15 protein-coding genes and 1 rRNA gene (1 of these 16 running past the window's edge) are annotated in these 17,075 nt (G+C 60.7%); 3 read left to right on the plus strand and 13 right to left on the minus strand.

The window, feature by feature from the left end:
* The 5 genes from ACVJ5M_RS39215 to ACVJ5M_RS39235 all read right to left on the minus strand — a co-directional run.
* Positions 1–1,300 (minus strand): 16S ribosomal RNA (locus ACVJ5M_RS39215) (it extends 189 nt beyond the left edge of the window).
* 617 nt (positions 1,301–1,917) lie between these two features.
* On the minus strand, positions 1,918–2,718 hold the full coding sequence (locus ACVJ5M_RS39220; RefSeq protein ID WP_063985286.1) for a class I SAM-dependent methyltransferase: 801 nt from the start codon (positions 2,716–2,718) through the stop codon (positions 1,918–1,920).
* 153 nt (positions 2,719–2,871) lie between these two features.
* On the minus strand, positions 2,872–3,660 hold the full coding sequence (locus ACVJ5M_RS39225; protein ID WP_063985287.1) for an ABC transporter ATP-binding protein: 789 nt from the start codon (positions 3,658–3,660) through the stop codon (positions 2,872–2,874).
* The gene (locus tag ACVJ5M_RS39230; RefSeq protein WP_224517721.1) at positions 3,654–4,592 is read right to left on the minus strand and encodes an ABC transporter permease; all 939 of its coding nucleotides are present in this window, start codon (positions 4,590–4,592) and stop codon (positions 3,654–3,656) included. The genes ACVJ5M_RS39225 and ACVJ5M_RS39230 overlap by 7 nt, the downstream gene beginning before the upstream one ends.
* A gap of 101 nt (positions 4,593–4,693) precedes the next feature.
* Positions 4,694–5,824 (minus strand): ABC transporter substrate-binding protein, encoded by a 1,131-nt coding sequence (locus ACVJ5M_RS39235; protein WP_081369351.1) that lies wholly within the window; start codon positions 5,822–5,824, stop codon positions 4,694–4,696.
* A gap of 432 nt (positions 5,825–6,256) precedes the next feature.
* On the opposite strand from ACVJ5M_RS39235, the gene ACVJ5M_RS39240 reads away from it, so the two are divergent.
* On the plus strand, positions 6,257–6,598 hold the full coding sequence (locus ACVJ5M_RS39240) for a hypothetical protein (protein WP_063985288.1): 342 nt from the start codon (positions 6,257–6,259) through the stop codon (positions 6,596–6,598).
* 287 nt (positions 6,599–6,885) lie between these two features.
* On the opposite strand, the gene ACVJ5M_RS39245 is transcribed toward ACVJ5M_RS39240, so the two are convergent.
* The gene (locus ACVJ5M_RS39245; RefSeq protein WP_283018477.1) at positions 6,886–7,263 is read right to left on the minus strand and encodes a YybH family protein; all 378 of its coding nucleotides are present in this window, start codon (positions 7,261–7,263) and stop codon (positions 6,886–6,888) included.
* A gap of 48 nt (positions 7,264–7,311) precedes the next feature.
* Positions 7,312–7,791 carry a MarR family winged helix-turn-helix transcriptional regulator gene (locus tag ACVJ5M_RS39250; RefSeq protein WP_063985289.1) on the minus strand — a complete coding sequence of 160 codons (480 nt, stop codon included), beginning with the start codon at positions 7,789–7,791 and terminating at the stop codon, positions 7,312–7,314.
* Between the two features lie 156 nt (positions 7,792–7,947).
* On the opposite strand from ACVJ5M_RS39250, the gene ACVJ5M_RS39255 reads away from it, so the two are divergent.
* Both ACVJ5M_RS39255 and ACVJ5M_RS39260 read left to right on the plus strand, forming a co-directional pair.
* Positions 7,948–9,276 carry a Rieske 2Fe-2S domain-containing protein gene (locus ACVJ5M_RS39255; protein ID WP_063985290.1) on the plus strand — a complete coding sequence of 443 codons (1,329 nt, stop codon included), beginning with the start codon at positions 7,948–7,950 and terminating at the stop codon, positions 9,274–9,276.
* 5 nt (positions 9,277–9,281) lie between these two features.
* Entirely contained in the window at positions 9,282–10,334 is a 1,053-nt protein-coding gene (locus tag ACVJ5M_RS39260) for an ABC transporter substrate-binding protein (RefSeq protein WP_231144279.1), read from the plus strand.
* Between the two features lie 14 nt (positions 10,335–10,348).
* Here ACVJ5M_RS39260 and ACVJ5M_RS39265 read toward each other — a convergent pair whose 3' ends face one another.
* The 6 genes from ACVJ5M_RS39265 to ACVJ5M_RS39290 are packed head-to-tail and all read right to left on the minus strand — an operon-like array spanning position 10,349 to position 16,962.
* Positions 10,349–11,467, minus strand: a complete 1,119-nt coding sequence (locus tag ACVJ5M_RS39265; RefSeq protein WP_063985292.1) for an ABC transporter ATP-binding protein — start codon at positions 11,465–11,467, stop codon at positions 10,349–10,351.
* Between the two features lie 18 nt (positions 11,468–11,485).
* Complete coding sequence (locus ACVJ5M_RS39270; RefSeq protein WP_231144278.1) at positions 11,486–13,249, minus strand: ABC transporter permease; 1,764 nt, start codon at positions 13,247–13,249, stop codon at positions 11,486–11,488.
* Positions 13,250–13,256: 7 nt separating this feature from the next.
* The gene (locus ACVJ5M_RS39275) at positions 13,257–14,273 is read right to left on the minus strand and encodes an ABC transporter substrate-binding protein (RefSeq protein ID WP_231144277.1); all 1,017 of its coding nucleotides are present in this window, start codon (positions 14,271–14,273) and stop codon (positions 13,257–13,259) included.
* Positions 14,274–14,318: 45 nt separating this feature from the next.
* On the minus strand, positions 14,319–14,732 hold the full coding sequence (locus ACVJ5M_RS39280) for a Rieske (2Fe-2S) protein (RefSeq protein ID WP_063985295.1): 414 nt from the start codon (positions 14,730–14,732) through the stop codon (positions 14,319–14,321).
* Positions 14,732–15,835: an amidohydrolase family protein gene (locus ACVJ5M_RS39285; RefSeq protein ID WP_063985296.1), complete on the minus strand. Its 1,104-nt coding sequence runs from the start codon at positions 15,833–15,835 to the stop codon at positions 14,732–14,734. Before ACVJ5M_RS39285 ends, ACVJ5M_RS39280 begins: the two co-directional genes overlap by 1 nt.
* Positions 15,832–16,962: an amidohydrolase family protein gene (locus ACVJ5M_RS39290; RefSeq protein ID WP_063985297.1), complete on the minus strand. Its 1,131-nt coding sequence runs from the start codon at positions 16,960–16,962 to the stop codon at positions 15,832–15,834. Before ACVJ5M_RS39290 ends, ACVJ5M_RS39285 begins: the two co-directional genes overlap by 4 nt.
* Positions 16,963–17,075 lie beyond the last annotated feature (113 nt).

The following is a 17,075-nucleotide window of genomic DNA, read 5'->3' on the forward strand; positions in this document are numbered from 1 at the left end:
CACGATTACTAGCGATTCCAACTTCATGGGCTCGAGTTGCAGAGCCCAATCCGAACTGAGACGGCTTTTTGAGATTTGCGAAGGGTTGCCCCTTAGCGTCCCATTGTCACCGCCATTGTAGCACGTGTGTAGCCCAGCCCGTAAGGGCCATGAGGACTTGACGTCATCCCCACCTTCCTCGCGGCTTATCACCGGCAGTCTCCTTAGAGTGCTCAACTAAATGGTAGCAACTAAGGACGGGGGTTGCGCTCGTTGCGGGACTTAACCCAACATCTCACGACACGAGCTGACGACAGCCATGCAGCACCTGTGTTCCAGGCTCCGAAGAGAAGGTCACATCTCTGCGACCGGTCCTGGACATGTCAAGGGCTGGTAAGGTTCTGCGCGTTGCGTCGAATTAAACCACATGCTCCACCGCTTGTGCGGGCCCCCGTCAATTCCTTTGAGTTTTAATCTTGCGACCGTACTCCCCAGGCGGAATGCTTAAAGCGTTAGCTGCGCCACTAGTGAGTAAACCCACTAACGGCTGGCATTCATCGTTTACGGCGTGGACTACCAGGGTATCTAATCCTGTTTGCTCCCCACGCTTTCGTGCCTCAGCGTCAGTATCGGGCCAGTGAGCCGCCTTCGCCACTGGTGTTCTTGCGAATATCTACGAATTTCACCTCTACACTCGCAGTTCCACTCACCTCTCCCGAACTCAAGATCTTCAGTATCAAAGGCAGTTCTGGAGTTGAGCTCCAGGATTTCACCCCTGACTTAAAGACCCGCCTACGCACCCTTTACGCCCAGTGATTCCGAGCAACGCTAGCCCCCTTCGTATTACCGCGGCTGCTGGCACGAAGTTAGCCGGGGCTTATTCTTGCGGTACCGTCATTATCTTCCCGCACAAAAGAGCTTTACAACCCTAGGGCCTTCATCACTCACGCGGCATGGCTGGATCAGGGTTGCCCCCATTGTCCAATATTCCCCACTGCTGCCTCCCGTAGGAGTTTGGGCCGTGTCTCAGTCCCAATGTGGCTGATCATCCTCTCAGACCAGCTACTGATCGTCGCCTTGGTGAGCCATTACCTCACCAACTAGCTAATCAGACGCGGGCCGATCTTTCGGCGATAAATCTTTCCCCGTAAGGGCTTATCCGGTATTAGCACAAGTTTCCCTGTGTTGTTCCGAACCAAAAGGTACGTTCCCACGCGTTACTCACCCGTCTGCCGCTGACGTATTGCTACGCCCGCTCGACTTGCATGTGTTAAGCCTGCCGCCAGCGTTCGCTCTGAGCCAGGATCAAACTCTCAAGTTGGACTTGAACTTTGAACCGGCTGATCACAACGTTTGACGAGGTCCCACCATTATTTCGACAACCGAAGTCGTCGAGCTGCCCGCGATTCACATCGCTGGCAGCGATGGTGTTTCCTTTAAAACGTGTACCGCCGAAGTCTTTCGTCCCCTCTCAGAACTCAAAAGCCGAAGCTCTTCAGTGTCCGAGAGGCGCAAGGACTCCGCCGTCCACGTTTCTCTTTCTTCATCTTCACTTGTCAAACAGCCCGGGACCAGGTGGCCCCAACCTTCCAGAGTGGAAGGGTTCCCGACACCCTCACCGACGATGAATGAACTCCAATCGACTTATGTCGACTGTTGTGTCACTCAACAAGGTGAGGAGCATCAAGAGCGTGCATGCTTCCCTTGGCATCTAGGCCAAAGAGAGCGCCCGACAGACGGGCAACGCTGGCAAACGCATAGACGCTCACTCACCTGACTTCAAGCAGAAAATGAAAAGTTTCCACTTCGCCAATCTTCTCGTGTCCGCGTAGCAGAGCAGCAAGCCTGCTCGTCCTGGTTAAGCCCAGACGTTCATCGACTTTCCACCCGGGCACTCAGATAGCCAGGACCTCGGAAGAGACCGCTCTGGCCGTCGAGTTAGGGAACGATGCCTCGGCACGCCCACGCGACGTTTGCAAAGGACCTCGGGCCATCGGGCCGGCCGGCCTCGTAGGCATCGCGCACGGCGGCGTCGGTGCGCGCTCGCTCCGCAGCATCGAGCGCTGCCACATACTTGCCGAGCGGCCCTTCGCCAGCGGCAATCGGCGTCCAATAGTCGGCAAAGCTTTTGTAGTCCATGCGGATCATCAGCTCTACTTCCGCAATGCTCACGAGACCCTGTTCGGCAAAAGTCCGTCTCAGTTCGCCCGGCTGCATCATTGGTTGAAAGCAATAGCGACTGCGCAGCTGGCGCCCGCTTTCACCGAGTGCCGCCACCGTGTCGACCATCATGCGCATGCCGGGCATCCCGCCGAGATGATCCCACACCGCTGCCGCGACCACGCCGCCCGGCCGAACGACGCGGCGCATCTCGGCTACTGCCTTACCGGCTTCGGGAACGAACTGGAGCACGAGAAGCGCCAAAGCGCGATCGAACGTGCCGCCCTCGAAGGGCAGGGCGCAGGCATCCGCCTGTCGGACTTTTATTCGCGGGTTTGTGTTGCGCCGGATTACCTCCTCGACAAAGATTGGCGAATAGTCGACCGCGGTAATCTCGGCGAGGTCGGCAGCTTTGGCGAGCGTGAAGGTCAAGCTACCGGTGCCGCAGCCGATCTCGAGAATCCTTTCGCCGTCGGAAATCCCTGTGAAGTCGATGAATTTCCGCGCGAGTCTTCGGCTCCAGCGGCCCATGAGCTGCTCATAGCCCGCGGCGCTGTGGACGTTGAATTCTGAGGTCATCGAAGTCTCCGTGCGCTTCCCAGATTTTTAGATCTCCAGGAGGTGGCTGCACAGCCGCTAACGCAATCGCATTGCGATCGCAGCGAGAACGCCGTGCTGCTTGCTCTGTGGATGCGTATGAGAAGATCCGTCACGGCGAGCTCCTTTTGAGGGCTACCATGCCTCATCGAGGCCGAGTTGCCCAAACACCTCGCGACGAAGCTCAACGAAGTGCGGATCGCCCCGGTGGCGAGGATAGGGCTGGCTGTTGACGACTTCAGCCTTGACCCGTGCAGGCCGGTCGCTCAGCACGATGACACGGCCAGCAAGCAATAGCGCCTCCTCGACATCGTGCGTGACCATCAGCGCCGTGAAGCGCGAGCGCTGCCAAAGTGATACGAGTTCCGCCTGCATCGCGATGCGAGTCAGCGAGTCGAGCTGGCCCAAAGGTTCGTCGAGAATGAGCAGCTTTGGGTCGTTGACAAGCGCACGCGCCAGAGCCGCGCGTTGCGCCATGCCACCGGAAAGCTGGTGCGGGTAGGCATTGGCGAAGCCCGTGAGCCCCACCAGGCGCAAGGCGTCTTCGATACGCCCGCCATGAGTGCGTAGCAACCCGCGGGCTTCCAGACCGAGCGCAACGTTGCTCCGTACCGTCCGCCATGGATAGAGCGTTGGGTCTTGAAAAACGACGACACGCGACGGATCGGGTGCTTCGATCTCTCTTCCCTCCGCTAGCAGGGAGCCGGCTGTTGGAGTGTCGAGCCCCGCGACCAGCCGCAGCAGGGTCGATTTTCCGCACCCACTCGGCCCCAGGAGAGCGACAAATTCGCCGCGGCCGACCTGAAGGCTGATGCGGTCCAATACCGGCAGGGGCTGCCCTTCGAGATCGAAGCTGTGGCTCACTTCGCGGAGCGTTAGCGTCGATCCACGGACCGCGTGATCGCTTGCGATCGCCGCTACCATCGCACCAGACCTTTCTGCCAGGATAGCAGGCGGTCCCGCAAGCGGAACAGCAGCGTGATCAGCCCTGAGCACAAGAACGCCATGAGCAGCAGCGCGGCGTACATATTGGCATAGGCCGCCCAACCTTGCGCCCATTGCAGGTACCAGCCGAGCCCCGCCTTCACGCCCAGCATCTCGGCTACGACAAGAACCGCAAACGAGTTGCCGAGACCCATGAACAGGCCAACAAAGACATGTGGCATTGCCGCCGGAATGGCAACCTTGAGCACGAGGAAGCGCTGGGTTGCTCCCAATGTCCGCGCAATATCGTAATAGGCGCTCTTCACGCAGGCGACGCCCGACCAGGTCAGCACGGTGACCGGAAACCCGGTGGCGAGCGCAATCAGGAAAATGCTGGCGCTGAAGCTCGACGGGAAAACGAAAAATGCGAGCGGCAGCCAAGCTGTCGCGGGCAGCGGCCCGATGAACCGCAAAACTGGGTGGATCCAATAACCGGCGAGCCGCGACCAGCCGATCGCCACGCCGGTTACGAACCCCACCGCCGCACCGAGAAAGTAACCGGTCGCGAGCAGACGCGCTGAGGCGAAGATGCCTTCAGCCAGCCGCCCCCAATCATCGATTACGACTTCGACAATGGCCTGCGGCGGCGGAAAGAACGGCAACGGCAGCAATCCAAGCTTTGCTGTGACGGCCTCCCAGGCAGCAAAAAACAGCGCGAGCGCAAACAGCCACGGGGAGAGCCGCTGGAGACGCTGAAAAGCAACAAAACGAACGCCGGCAAAGGCTGCCAGGGCGAGCGCAAGGGCCAACGCGCCGCAGGCAATCGCGAAGCCGCCCGTGTAGGCCCAATCGCTCTCGGGCTTATCCGGCCAGAGCGCAGTGAGCACGGCGACCATAGACCATGCGGCGGCAACAGACAGTCCGCCGATCAACGACCGAGTGGTCGAACTTTCAAAAAAGCCGAAACCCGATTTCTCTGATGGCCTCGGCACGTCATCGATGACCGAGCTCACTGCGGATCTTCCCAATCGGCTCAGCTTAGAACGTCAAGATAAATCCGCTCGGCGAACTTGGCCGGGTCAGTGCTTCGCTTCATGACGTTCACTGCCTTGAGTTCGTCGGTGTAGAGTAGAAGCTGCTTCTTGAGCGTGGCCCCGACCGGGTGATTGTGGTGAGTATGGCTACGATACATGGTGGCGAGATCCTCTACGGATCCTCTCCCGCCGTAGCCCGAATAGATTGCTGCGGCATCGGCGGGATCGCTGGCAACTAGGTCTGCCCCCTCCAGTATCGATCGGGTCAGAGCGGCCGCCACCGGCATTTCGCTTCGGGTGAGGCTGCCACGTATCGCGAGAACGCAGCAGGTGCGGTCGGCGAATTCACCCGTCAAGTTCGTCGCGATCTCGTTGAGTTTGCCTTCCTTGAGCCAGAGGTAGGGCAGCGGATCTATCTCGGCCAGCGCCTGCACTTCGCCCTTGTCGACGGCAAGCGCGAGCAGATTGGCCGGGTACTGGCGCCACTCTACCTCTTGGGCCGGATCGATGCCCTTTTTGGCGAGGTAGATCGAAAAGAAGTTCTTCGCTGGGCTCGATTGATCGCTAATCCCGATGGCCTTGCCGCGCAGGGATTCCAGGCTGTCAATATTCGCAGCCTTGGAGCCGAGGAGCCGGATGCAGCCGCCGTGCACACCGGCGGTGATCCGAACGTCGAAACCTTGCTCCAGCGGTTTGAGCCAGCGCAGGGCCAATCCCAAACCGGCATCCGCCTTGCCAGTTGCAATCGCCTCCAACAACTGGTCGGTCGAACCGCCGAAATTGACGAATTCGACATCGAGGTTGTGCTTGGCGAAGATACCCCGCTCCTTTGCGACTGCCGCAGCGACGGTGCACGCCGCGTTCGCATTCCAGGCGAGTTTGAGTTGGCGGGGTGGGCCCTGCAGCTCTTCACTGCTCGCTGCGGCGCGACAAATAAGAGGCTCGCCGGGAATATAAGACAGCGATCCAGTCCCGGATGCCGTCAGCGCGCGAGCCGCTCCAAACATTCCAAGCGGCGCCGTGGCGCCGAGGGTGCAAACCAACGTCAACACCGAGCGGCGGGAGAAGGCGCCCCGCTTCGCTTCGGACAGACCTTTCGTCAAGCTGTTGCCAATTTCGCGCTTTTCCATGTGTCACTCCCAAACTCGCGTGTGAATGGAATAGAACTGGGCGGCGCTTTGCGGGGCCTTAGCTCACCTCTCTTTGGGCATCATCCGAGCCCGTCTGCTACACAGGTGTGAAGAGCTTCACATTAACGCAAAAAATTGGAAGGAGATAGCCGCGCGGCGATTAAGGCTCTTGTCAATCGTGTTGACCTACTCACGGCGGCGTCTGTCGCATTTGATCGCGATCGGCGCGAGTAGATGGTCAATATCTGAGTACCAGCATGCATGGAGCCTGCGTTGCGCGAATTGAGCAACGCCCGGACCGAGATCATGCAGGATAGGCTGAACTTCGACGCTAAGTTCAGCATGCTTTGGAATGGTCGGCTTCCCGCTTCGCTAGCTTGATCCCGGGAATGGCATCAATGTTGCGCCGGGGCATACTTACAAGGAGGTCGCATGATTACCGCCGTTGTACGATACACACTGCCGCCGCAGATCGACCACGCCGCGTGTCGCGAGCACTTTCACATGATCGCCCCCAACTTCCGCGGGGTGACGGGGCTGATCAGCAAGCACTTCATCTGGTCCGAAAGCGGCTGGGCGGGCGGCGTGTACCAGTGGGAGCGTATCGAGGACGCTACGGCGTTCTACACCGGGCCGTGGCTCGAGGGCATCATCCAGCGCTACGGCATGAAGCCGCAGATCGATTTTTACGAGGTTTTTGCGCTAACAGACAACACGCGCGGTAAGGTTGAGCTGTTCGAGGAGGCCGTTGCTCCAAATGACCCCAGCAGATAGCTCTTCTGCCGCACTAGCGCGTAGAGGTGGCGTTGTATGAGAGGATAGCTGCGGAATCCTCACGTCATCGTAGCAAGTCCACGCCGCGACCGAATGCGACGATCACTCTGATCTTGGCTCTTCGGAGACGTGCCGATCAGGGCAAATGTCCACGTTTCGCCAAGAACTGCCCTCCCCGTTAAGTCGCAGTTTGACCCAACCCAGACATATCTTGCACCGGAGACAAGTAGCCCTTTGGGCGTCCGGTAAGGCCGCCGCCTCGCCGGACCGATTAAGGTTCGACCGCTTTAGTTGAATGTTTGCAGCCTCAATTTGAGCGATCCGTCGGCTTGGCGTTCGAAGACGTGCGTCGCCAAACCACTGAAGGGAGACGGCTTGCCCTCCTTGTCCTTACCCGTAGCGCTCCACTTGGCTGCGCCGAAGACTACCTTGTCGTCTCCGCCGGCATCGATCATCTCCAACTTGTGATCCGTCACACCGCTCGCGAAGAGTCCGGCAAAGAACTTCTCGATCTCGGCCGGCGCCGACGCGACCTGATGTGTGGGCGGCATCAATTTTGCCGTCGCGACATAGGAGGCGCCGATGACTTTCTCGTCGTGCTTATTAAATGCGGCATCCCAAGCGGCGTAAGCCTTCTCCACGTCCCCCTTGGCGTCCGCGGCCAACGAAATTCCCGGCGCGCCGAGCAGACAAATGAGTAGTGTTGAAGACCGTTACAGGAATTTCTCGCGGCCCTGCGCTTTGATCTCGGTCTCCAGTTGCTGATCGAGCTTGTCTAGGCTTCGCCTCAAAACCTCGACTTCGTGCGGATCGAGCGCGGCCATGAGCTTGCGCTCGACCCGAACCACGAATTTCTCGATATCCTTGTAGACCTTGCGGCCATCGGTCGTGAGGCTCAGGCTGGCGCGGCGGCGGTCTGCCTTATCCACGTCACGATGAATCAGCCCTCGACGCACCAGCAATTCGATGGAGCGCGCGACCTTGAACGCGTCGGACGAGGTCAATGTCGCAAGTTGCGTGGCCGTCAGCGGCTGATGCCTGGCAATGACCGCAAGGCTTCGCCAGGCCGGCATCGTCAGCTCGTAACGATCTTCGTACATGGGGGAGATGAAGCTGCCCAGCCGCGAAGCGATGAGACCGAACCGGTACCCGGTCCAGTTCTCGAGCGGGAGGATCGTGCTGACCTTGTTCATCAAGACAATTTGCTCGCGGTGAAGGGAGCAGAACCATAACGAGTTGCACTGCACCGCTCAACCGCTCGCTTTCCGGACGATCGCGTCATTGACGCAGGGGCGAATTACTTGCATAATGCAAATAATGAGCATTCAAAAGAACCAAGGAGGATCACCATGTCGAAATCGACTGACGGCCAGGATCTGACGCTGGTTGGCCCGGGTACGGTCATGGGCGAGATGATGCGGCAATACTGGATACCCGCCGCTCTCTCTTCGGAACTATCAGTCGACGGCGATCCAATGCGCCTGATGCTGCTCGGTGAGCAGCTCATTGCCTTCCGTGACAGCTCGGGCCGGGTTGGCGTGCTGGATCATCAATGTCCGCACCGTTGTGCCTCGCTGTTCCTCGGCCGTAACGAGCAGGACGGTATCCGTTGCGTCTATCACGGCTGGAAGTTCGACGTTGACGGCCGCTGCCTCGAAATGCCGAACGTCCCCCCTCCGCAGGATTTCAAGGAAAAGGTCCGCGCAAAAAGCTACAGGGTTCGCGAGTGCGCGGGCCTCATATGGGTTTACATGGGCGCGCGGGCCGAGGCGCCGCCGATGCCGATGCACGAAGCGCTGTTCGTTCCGGAGCAGGATCTGACCGTCACCATCCTCCAACGCGAAGCCAACTGGCTCCAGGGCCTCGAAGGCGATATCGACACGTCGCATTTCGGCTTCCTGCATGCCGGACACATCAACCCTGATGATTTCGAGGAAGGCCACCCGGCCCGTCACACGGTTTCCAACCGAGCGCCGGAGTACAAGGTCACCGAGACCGACTGGGGCACGATGTACGGCGCGTTTCGGCCGGAAGCGGACGATCGAATGCACTGGCGCATGGCGCATTTCTCACTGCCGTTCTGGACCCAGACCCCGAACGCCGACTTTGCCGACCACGTGGTCGCCAAGGCGTGGGTGCCCATGGACGACACTCACACGATGCTGATCTCGATCTATGGCGGCCGCGCCAAAGGGGCGACTTACTCGAGTTCCAAGCTGAAATCCGGTGGTGGCATCCCCGGGGCCGACGGTCTCGATTATCTACCCAACACCACGGACTGGTATGGGCGCTGGCGTGCGGTCCAGAACATCGGCAACGACTGGCAGATCGATCGCGAAGCTCAGCGCACCAACAAGATCTACACCGGCATCCGCAACATCGTGATGCAGGACCAAGCCGTCACGGAAAGCATGGGGCCGATCGTCGATCACACCAAGGAACATCTCGCACCGAGCGACGTGATGATCGCGCGGACGAGGCGGCGCCTGCTCAACGCTGCACGGGCATTCGCCAACAGCGGCACCGTGCCGCCCGGCGTCGACGATGCCGAGGTGTTCTGGAACGCGCGCGCAGGCTCCTACTACGCTGACGCGAAGATCGACTGGCTCGAGGCCTATCAGGACAAGTTGAAGACCGCCATTCGCTGGCGTGCCCCGAGCCCGCAAGCCGCGGAGTAGCGACAATGGCCACGCCGGACCGGGAAACGCGCGCGCGCATCACGCGCCGCGCTACGGTGTTTGGACTGACGGCCTCTTCGATCCTGCCGTCGATCATGGCTCCGTCGAGAGCGGAGGGTGAATGGTCCTCGCTGGTCGCCGCCGCAAAGAAGGAAGGCCGCGTGGTGCTCTACAGCGCGTTCGTCGGCCTTGCCGCGCACAAGGAGCTCAAGAAGGACTTCGAGTCCGCCTACGGAATCACCGTGGACATTCTCGAAGCACGCGCGAGCGAAGTCCGGGAGCGCATCCGCATCGAGCAGGCTGCGGGCCGCAACGCAGCCGACGTCTCCGAGAACGGGCGGACCACGACCACGCTGCAGATCAAGGAGGAGCGTGTCTTCGAACCGCACGGCCCCCTCCCCAGCCTCGGCCGTCTCAAGACGGACTTCCCAAGCGACGGCATGCGGCTCCCTGTCTTTGCCATCGTATACGGCATCCTGGCGAACACCATGCTGGTCAAGCCGGCGGACGAGCCGAAAAGCTGGCTCGACCTGACGGATCCGCGCTGGAAAGGAAAAATCCTCAGCGACGATCCGCGGACGCTCGGCGGCGGCGGCGTGCTCTTCTCGGTCCTGCAGGACCTCTACGGGCGCGCCTTCCACGAGAAGCTTGCCCAGCAGGACCTGAAGTTCAGCCGGGAGATACCCGCAAATGAGCGCCGCGTAGCGCGCGGCGAATACCCGCTCTACATCCCCGACAGCCTGACGTCGCTGCTCGAACTTAAGGGCCTCCCGGTCAAGTTCATCGCGCCGAAGGAGGGGCTGCCCTATGTCGGCTACGATCTCGCGCTGCTGAAGAATGCACCCCACCCCAACGCGGCGCGGCTGCTGATGGAATACTATCTGGGCAAGACGATGCAGCAGAACCTTGCGAGGCTCGGGCTGCTGCCGACCACGGCGGACGCGCTGACCGGTGTCGATCCCGCGGTGGCACAAATCGAAACAACGAAGCTTCTCGGCACCACGGATCCAGAACGCATGAACGAGATGCTGTCTTTGGCTCAGCAGATCTATCGCTGAGAGGCATTCCCGGCTTAAGGGGCTGCGCCGGCCTGCTCCGGCACAGCCCAAGCCGACTGCTGCGGAACGACGACGGTCACATTGTCTCCGACGGAGAAGCCACCGAACGGCGGCGCATCGACATTGAGGCGGCTATCGTCCGTCTGCACCACGACGGACCGGATCGGACCGCGGAAGATCGTATGCGCAATCTGTCCGGACCATCGAAGTTCGTGGTCACTGTGAGCCGCATCTGGGGCCGCGATACGGGCGTCCTCGGGACGAACCATGACGGTCACGGGCCGCCCGGGCCGGATCTCGCTTGCCGACTGGCACGCTCCACGCCAGCCCTTGCCGACGACGTTGAGCCGCACCCGGCGATCGTCGATCCGCGTGCAGGCCTCCACACTGGCCTCCAGCAGGTTCGGTGTTCCGAAGAAGGCTGCCACGATCCGGTTTGCGGGATAGCGATAAATCTCCTCGGGCGCTCCGATCTGCTGGATTCGACCGCGATCCATCACGACCACACGGTCGGACAACGCCATCGCTTCGGCCTGATCATGTGTCACGTACAGGCTCGTCATCCCAAGCCGTCTCTGGATCGAACGGAACTCGTCGCCCATCTGCAGACGGAGCTTTGCGTCGAGATTGCTGAGCGGCTCGTCGAGCAGCAGCACCTTGGGTTCGAAGACGAGGGCCCGCGCGATCGCGACCCGCTGCTGCTGGCCGCCGGACAGCGCCGGTGCCGGCCGCTCGGCAAAATCCTGCATCTCGACGAGGCGAAGTGCCCTGGCGACGAGATCGCGTATCTCGGCCGCGGATTTGCGGCGCACCCGCAGCGGATAGGCGACGTTCTCGAAGACGGTCATGTGCGGCCAGATCGCGTATGACTGGAAGACCATGCCGAGCCGCCGGCGCTCCGACGGAACAAAGACGCCGCGAGCCGCATCGCTGACGACCTCGTTGCCGATGCTGATGCGGCCGCCGGAATTTTGCTCGAGGCCCGCGACCATCCGCAACGTCGTGGTCTTGCCGCACCCCGACGGCCCCAGCAGGGTGACGAATTCACCCTCGCTGACCCGCAGGTCGACGCCGTCGACCGCGACGAAATTACCGAAGCTCCGGCTTACTTTCTCAAGAACGACATTCGACATGGCACGATCCAAGCCTGGTCACATTCCACCGATACGGCTGCTGATGAACTTGAGTTGAACCCACCGGAAGACGATCACGAGAACCATCATGATGAGCCCGATCACGCTGACCTGCTCCGCATTGCCGTTCGCCCACAGCTTCAGCAGCACGACAGACAACACCTCGGAGCCGACAGAATAGAGCAGAACGGATGCGCTCAGCTCGCGCATGATGCCGAAGAACACCAGCACCCATCCGACGGCGAAGGAAGGCCAGGCCAGGGCAAGGACGATGCGCCTCATGGTTTGCAGCCAGCTTGCGCCATGCACCCGGGAGCACTCCTCGAGGTCGAACGAAAGCTGCGCATATGCGCTCGACATGGCGCGCACCGAAAGCGGCGTCCCAAGCGAAATATAGGCCAGCAGCAGCGCCCAGATCGTGCCGTAGATCGGAATCGCGTGAGGCAGCAGAGCAAACCCCCAGAGAAACCCGACACCAAGGACGATACCGGGCATCATCCACGGCAGCCAAGCCATCGAATCGATCAGCAACCGGCCTCGCCACTTCGTTCGGACCGAGACATAGGCGACGGTTGCGCCGAGCAACATCGTCAGCGTGGCGCCGACGAGGCCCAGGAACATCGTGTTGCTGAACCCGCGCCAGAACTCGCTGCTGCCGAATACCGCCTGATAGTGCTCGAGGGTCAGCATGTCCCACTGGTAGAACCCGAAGAACTTGAAGAACGAGCCGATGACGAGTTGTCCGACCGGGAGAACCACCGTCACCACAAAGAACAGAACGCAAAAGGCAAAGGTTGCCCATCGCCATGCACCGAGTTTCATCACCGAAGGCGAATAGCCCTTGCCAGTGATGGTCTGAAAACTTCGGCCGCGCAGCATCCGCCGCTGCAGAAGAACGATCAGGAACAATAGCGCCATGATGACGAAGCTGATCGCGGTTGCATACTGATATTGCGGCGGCGACCGCTGGTTGATCGAGTCGTAGATGTCCGTCGTGATGACCCGAATTCCCGCCGGTGAGCCGAAGAAGAGCGGCGACTCGAAATTCTCGATGCCGCGAATGAAGCTCAGGATGGCCGCACCGGTCAGCGCGGGCAGCATAAGCTGCAGCGTGACAGAGCGAAAAGTTCGCAGGCGTGATGCGCCGCACATGGTCGCCGCCTCCTCGAGACTCGGATCCATCGCTCGGAAGGCGTCCACGATAAGAAGAAACAGGAACGGCACGGAATACTGCATCATGTGCCAGACTACGCCGCCATATGAATAGACGTTGATCGGCGCTGTCTCCGATCCCGTGACCCACTGATAGAGCTGATTGAGCAATCCGACCTGCGGATTGCCGAGCATGCCCCACGCCATTGCGGTCAGGATGGGGGGAATGAAGAATGGCAGCGTGATCAGGACTTCCAGAGCCGCCCGGAATGGCGTGTCGGTTCGCGCCAGTATCCAGGCGAGCAGGACGGCCAGGATTACCGAAGGGATGGTCTTGGCCAGGGATATGCCGACGGTGTTGAGGAGTGTCACCGCGCTTTGCAGCGTGATGACGTCGCGATATCCGTCTAGATTGAAAGTGCCGGCCATTCCCGGCGGCGTCGAATGCAGGCTTCCATAGAGCAGCATCGACAGCGGATAGACGGAAAGGAAGGCGAGAACGACGACGAGCAGAGCGAGCGCCGCAAGGCGGCCTGCCGCAGTCGCCTGCAGCCACCGCCCGATCCCGCTCAGGCCGGTCGTACGCCTCTCGACGAGGTTGTTCACTCCCTCTCCGGCTGAAACGCTCATGGGTCTCTCAGGGATAGAGCTTCTTGGCGAGATCCATCATCGAGGAGCGCTCAGCCAGCTTGGCGGGACCAATGATCTTGGCATTCACGAACTGCTGCGCGTCCGGATTGGCGCGCTCGGCGGCCGCGGCGTTCACCGGAAGCATCCAGGCGTTCGCGTAGAGCAATTGCGACTCGACGCTGAGGAAGTGGTCGATGAACAAACGCGCAGCGTTGGGATGCGGCGCGTTCTTGAGCACCGCGAGATCCATCTCCGCGAAAGGTGCACCCTCCTTTGGAATCACGACTTTCACCGGCAGCCCCTTCAGATCGGACGTGAAGGCAAAGATCTGCGGGATATAGATGGCGTACTCGCCGCGAGCGACGCGCCGCGCGTCGTTTCGCATATCGCGGCTGAACACGGGCTTTTGCTCGGCGAGCTTCTGATTGAAGTCGATGCCCATGGTCTTTTCCAGGATGGCGAACATGGTATTCCCGCTGCCGAGCGGCCGCATGTCGTCCGAGAGGATCTTGCCCTTCCATTTGGGATCGTTGAGATCGTTCCAGCTCGTCGGGATGTCCTGCTCCTTGACCAGCCGCGTGTTGATGAGGATGCCCATCGGCTGCATGAAGGCCGGCACGCTGTATTCATTGGCTTTGAACGGCGGTCGCAAATGGGCGGCATTCGGGATCGGCGGCAGTTTCTGCACGAAATCGCCGTTCTTGAGTTGCTCCTCGATCATGGTCGTCGTGACCATTTCCGCGTCGCCCAGGAAGCGGCCGGCCGCCTGCTCGGTGCGGATGCGCTCGGAGAGCTCACTGGCACGGAGGTCGAGACTCTCGACCGGAATTCCGTACTTCGCTTCGAACGACTTGAGGACAGCCGTGAAGTAGGGAGCGCCCAAGGCCATGTTGTAGACCACGACCTTGCCTTCCTTCTTGGCGGCCTCGACGACCTTGTCCCAAGAACCGTCCTCGGCGTGCGCGGAGCTCAACAGACCCACGAAACAGGCGACAGCCGCCGACATCCCTAGCTTGAACAACACTTACTCCTCCCAATGCTCTTTTTTGCTTTGGCAATCCGCTGGTCTTCAGACTTCCAGGACAACATATTGCTTGTCGATCGTGACCTGAAACGTTTCGGCGCGCAGCTCACCTTCGATCAGCGCGCCTCCGGGCTCGACTTTCAATTCATAGCTTCGGACCTTGGTGCGATCTGGCTCGCACCATGACCGCCCGGTTCGCAGATCGAATTCCCAGCCATGCCACGGGCAGCGCAACAACTCACCGCGACGGCTGTATTGATAGTCACCGGGCCCCGTCGCCTCGACGAGCCCGACGATGCGCCCCTTGCACAGGGACGCCCCCTCATGCGGGCAACGATTGCCGACGGCGAAATACTCGCCCTCGACATTGAAGATGCCGATCTCGCGTCCATTGACCTGGACCAGCAGGCGCTGGCCCGGCGGGATCTGATCCACGGTCGCAACCACATGCCGCGCCATCAGTCCAGCCTGTAGAACTTGCGCGCATTCTCGTAGAGAAGCTGCTCGCGCTGGGCCTGCGTGAGATTGGCGCGAAACGCGTAGCGCGGATCGTCGAAATCCCAATGCGGGTAGTCGGTGGAAAACAGCAGCCGGTCCCATCCGATCCTGTCGAACAGATCGATCAATTCGGCTGACGTCGCCGGCTCTTCCATCGGCTGCGTGCTGAACCACACCTGCTCGCACACGTATTCCGACGGCGGCTTCTTCACGTGAGGAACCTCGCTCCGAAGGCGTGCCCAGTGCTTGTCCATGCGCGCATTGAGCGACGGCACCCAGCCCAACCCGCCCTCCATGATCACGACGCGCAACTCGGGAAAGCGCTCCAGGACGCCTTCAAACACGAGACTGGCCACGACCGCCTGCATGGTCTGGGCGACCGAGTGATGTTCCTCCATGTAATAGGATGTCCATCCGCCGCCGGTCGACGGATGGCCGTTGGTGCCACCGACATGAATCGTGATCGGCAGGTTGTTGCGCACGGCCGCCTCATAGATCGGCCAGTAGCGCCGGCGTCCGAGCGGCTCGTCCGTTTTGGGCAGGATCAGGATTTGGGTAAAGTTGGGATCCCCTCCCCTGGCATCGATCTCGGCGACGGAGGCAACCGTGTCCTCCTGGGCGATCAGCACCGAGGCCCTCAAACGCGGCTCCTGCTTCACCCAGCGTTCGACCTGCCAGGTATTCATCGCGCGGGTCAATGCGACGCCAAGGTCGAGATTTCTCTGACTGCCCGGATTCCAGCGCAGGGGTATCAACATGCCCACCTCGATCCCGTTCGGATCGAGGTGCTGCTTCTTCATCAGGTCAAGGCTCGATCCCGGCGGCCCGCCCTCCTCCGGATAGGCATCGATCCGCGCAGCGTCGGGCGACATGCGCGGATGCGACAGTGCCTCGGAGAAGGCGTGGCGCAGGTGGCTGCCATAGACCGTGAGATGCTCGATCCATTGCCTTTCCAGATAAGGATGCACCTCGGTCCAGGACGTCATCGCCGGATGGATGTCGCAATCGATGACTTTCAGCTTGTAGTTCGAGGCCCGTGGCCGCTCCAGCTCAACGGTGCTCATGGCACAACCTCCATGATCTGATCGGCCGTGGCCAATCGCGAGTAAGTGGCGAGCGCATTTTCACTGGCGATCTTGCGGAAAAGCGCATCAGGGAGCCGGCCGGAGAGGACCGCCTCCCCGTCGAAATGCCAATGCGGATAGTCGGTCGAGAACAGGAACAGCTCGTCCGACTTGATGTGATCGGCGAGCCGCATGATGGCCTCGCCGTCGTCCGCCGCATCGACCGGCTGGACGGTGAAACGCACATTGTTGCGGATGATCTCCGACGGCGTGCGCGTGACCCACGGAACTTCGGCTCGCACACCTTTCCATGTCTTGTCGGCGCGCCAGATGAATCCGCTCAGCCACGTCAATCCGGATTCGATTGCAACGATCTTGAGCCGGGGGAATTTCGCGAACACGCCCTCCGATATCAGGCTTTGAAGCTGGCTCTCGAATGCTGCGGACTGCGCCACATAGTCCTCGACATAGTATGACGGCCACCCGACCGCGGTAGGCGCATATCGATAGGCGCTTCCTGCGTGAATTCCGATCGTCAGGCCGAGGCGCTCGGCGCGTTCGTAGATGGGCCAGAGATGTCGCCGGCCTAGCGTCGTTTCACCGGACACCAGCATAAGCACCTGCACGAACCGGAAGTCGTCGGCGCGGCGGTCGATTTCCGCCACGGCGAGTTCCGCGTTGTGCGACGGGATCACGATCGAGGCGCGGAGCCGCGGATCCCGGTTGAGCCAGTGATCTCTGATCCAGTCGTTGGTCGCCCGGCAGAACGCTGCCGCCATATCCTCACTGTGAAGGACCTGCGCGCCGTAGAGGCAGTTCAGAATTCCATAGCGTGGTCGAAACCGATCGAGCACATGGTCTTGCATCGCTTCGAGCGAGGAGCCAGCCTTCGCACCGCCCGGGAGAAGCCAGTCTGGACGACAGGACAGCGGCGAATTCTGCGGATAGCTGGTCAGGCTCAGATTGAGACGATCGAGCGCGCGGACGGAGACCATCTCGCGCCAATAGTCGTCCAGATAGGGCAGGAGGACGCCCATCCCGGGCACCGCCGGGTGAAGGTCGCAATCGATTGCGCCGGCATACGTCCTCGCCTCATCAAGACCGGCGACCAAGCCGTTTCCTTCCATGTCACTCTCGCCACTTTTTTCTTGGAATTGGGAGATTGGGCTCTATGTTGATATGTCAATAAATGTTTTGTCAAGAAATTTGACCTGGATCAATGCGCTGCAAAATGCGGGAC

The sequence above is a fragment of the Bradyrhizobium sp. S3.7.6 genome (assembly GCF_054061875.1).

What these genes read in the sequence shown, in the direction of transcription:
- ACVJ5M_RS39255 (WP_063985290.1), top strand. Translation starts at nt 7,948, where the DNA reads ATGTCGAAATCGACTGACGGCCAGGATCTGACGCTGGTTGGCCCGGGT.
- ACVJ5M_RS39235 (WP_081369351.1), bottom strand. Translation starts at nt 5,824, where the DNA reads ATGGAAAAGCGCGAAATTGGCAACAGCTTGACGAAAGGTCTGTCCGAA.
- ACVJ5M_RS39280 (WP_063985295.1), bottom strand. Translation starts at nt 14,732, where the DNA reads ATGGCGCGGCATGTGGTTGCGACCGTGGATCAGATCCCGCCGGGCCAG.
- ACVJ5M_RS39265 (WP_063985292.1), bottom strand. Translation starts at nt 11,467, where the DNA reads ATGTCGAATGTCGTTCTTGAGAAAGTAAGCCGGAGCTTCGGTAATTTC.
- ACVJ5M_RS39225 (WP_063985287.1), bottom strand. Translation starts at nt 3,660, where the DNA reads ATGGTAGCGGCGATCGCAAGCGATCACGCGGTCCGTGGATCGACGCTA.
- ACVJ5M_RS39260 (WP_231144279.1), top strand. Translation starts at nt 9,282, where the DNA reads ATGGCCACGCCGGACCGGGAAACGCGCGCGCGCATCACGCGCCGCGCT.
- ACVJ5M_RS39220 (WP_063985286.1), bottom strand. Translation starts at nt 2,718, where the DNA reads ATGACCTCAGAATTCAACGTCCACAGCGCCGCGGGCTATGAGCAGCTC.
- ACVJ5M_RS39285 (WP_063985296.1), bottom strand. Translation starts at nt 15,835, where the DNA reads ATGAGCACCGTTGAGCTGGAGCGGCCACGGGCCTCGAACTACAAGCTG.
- ACVJ5M_RS39240 (WP_063985288.1), top strand. Translation starts at nt 6,257, where the DNA reads ATGATTACCGCCGTTGTACGATACACACTGCCGCCGCAGATCGACCAC.
- ACVJ5M_RS39250 (WP_063985289.1), bottom strand. Translation starts at nt 7,791, where the DNA reads ATGAACAAGGTCAGCACGATCCTCCCGCTCGAGAACTGGACCGGGTAC.
- ACVJ5M_RS39270 (WP_231144278.1), bottom strand. Translation starts at nt 13,249, where the DNA reads ATGAGCGTTTCAGCCGGAGAGGGAGTGAACAACCTCGTCGAGAGGCGT.
- ACVJ5M_RS39290 (WP_063985297.1), bottom strand. Translation starts at nt 16,962, where the DNA reads ATGGAAGGAAACGGCTTGGTCGCCGGTCTTGATGAGGCGAGGACGTAT.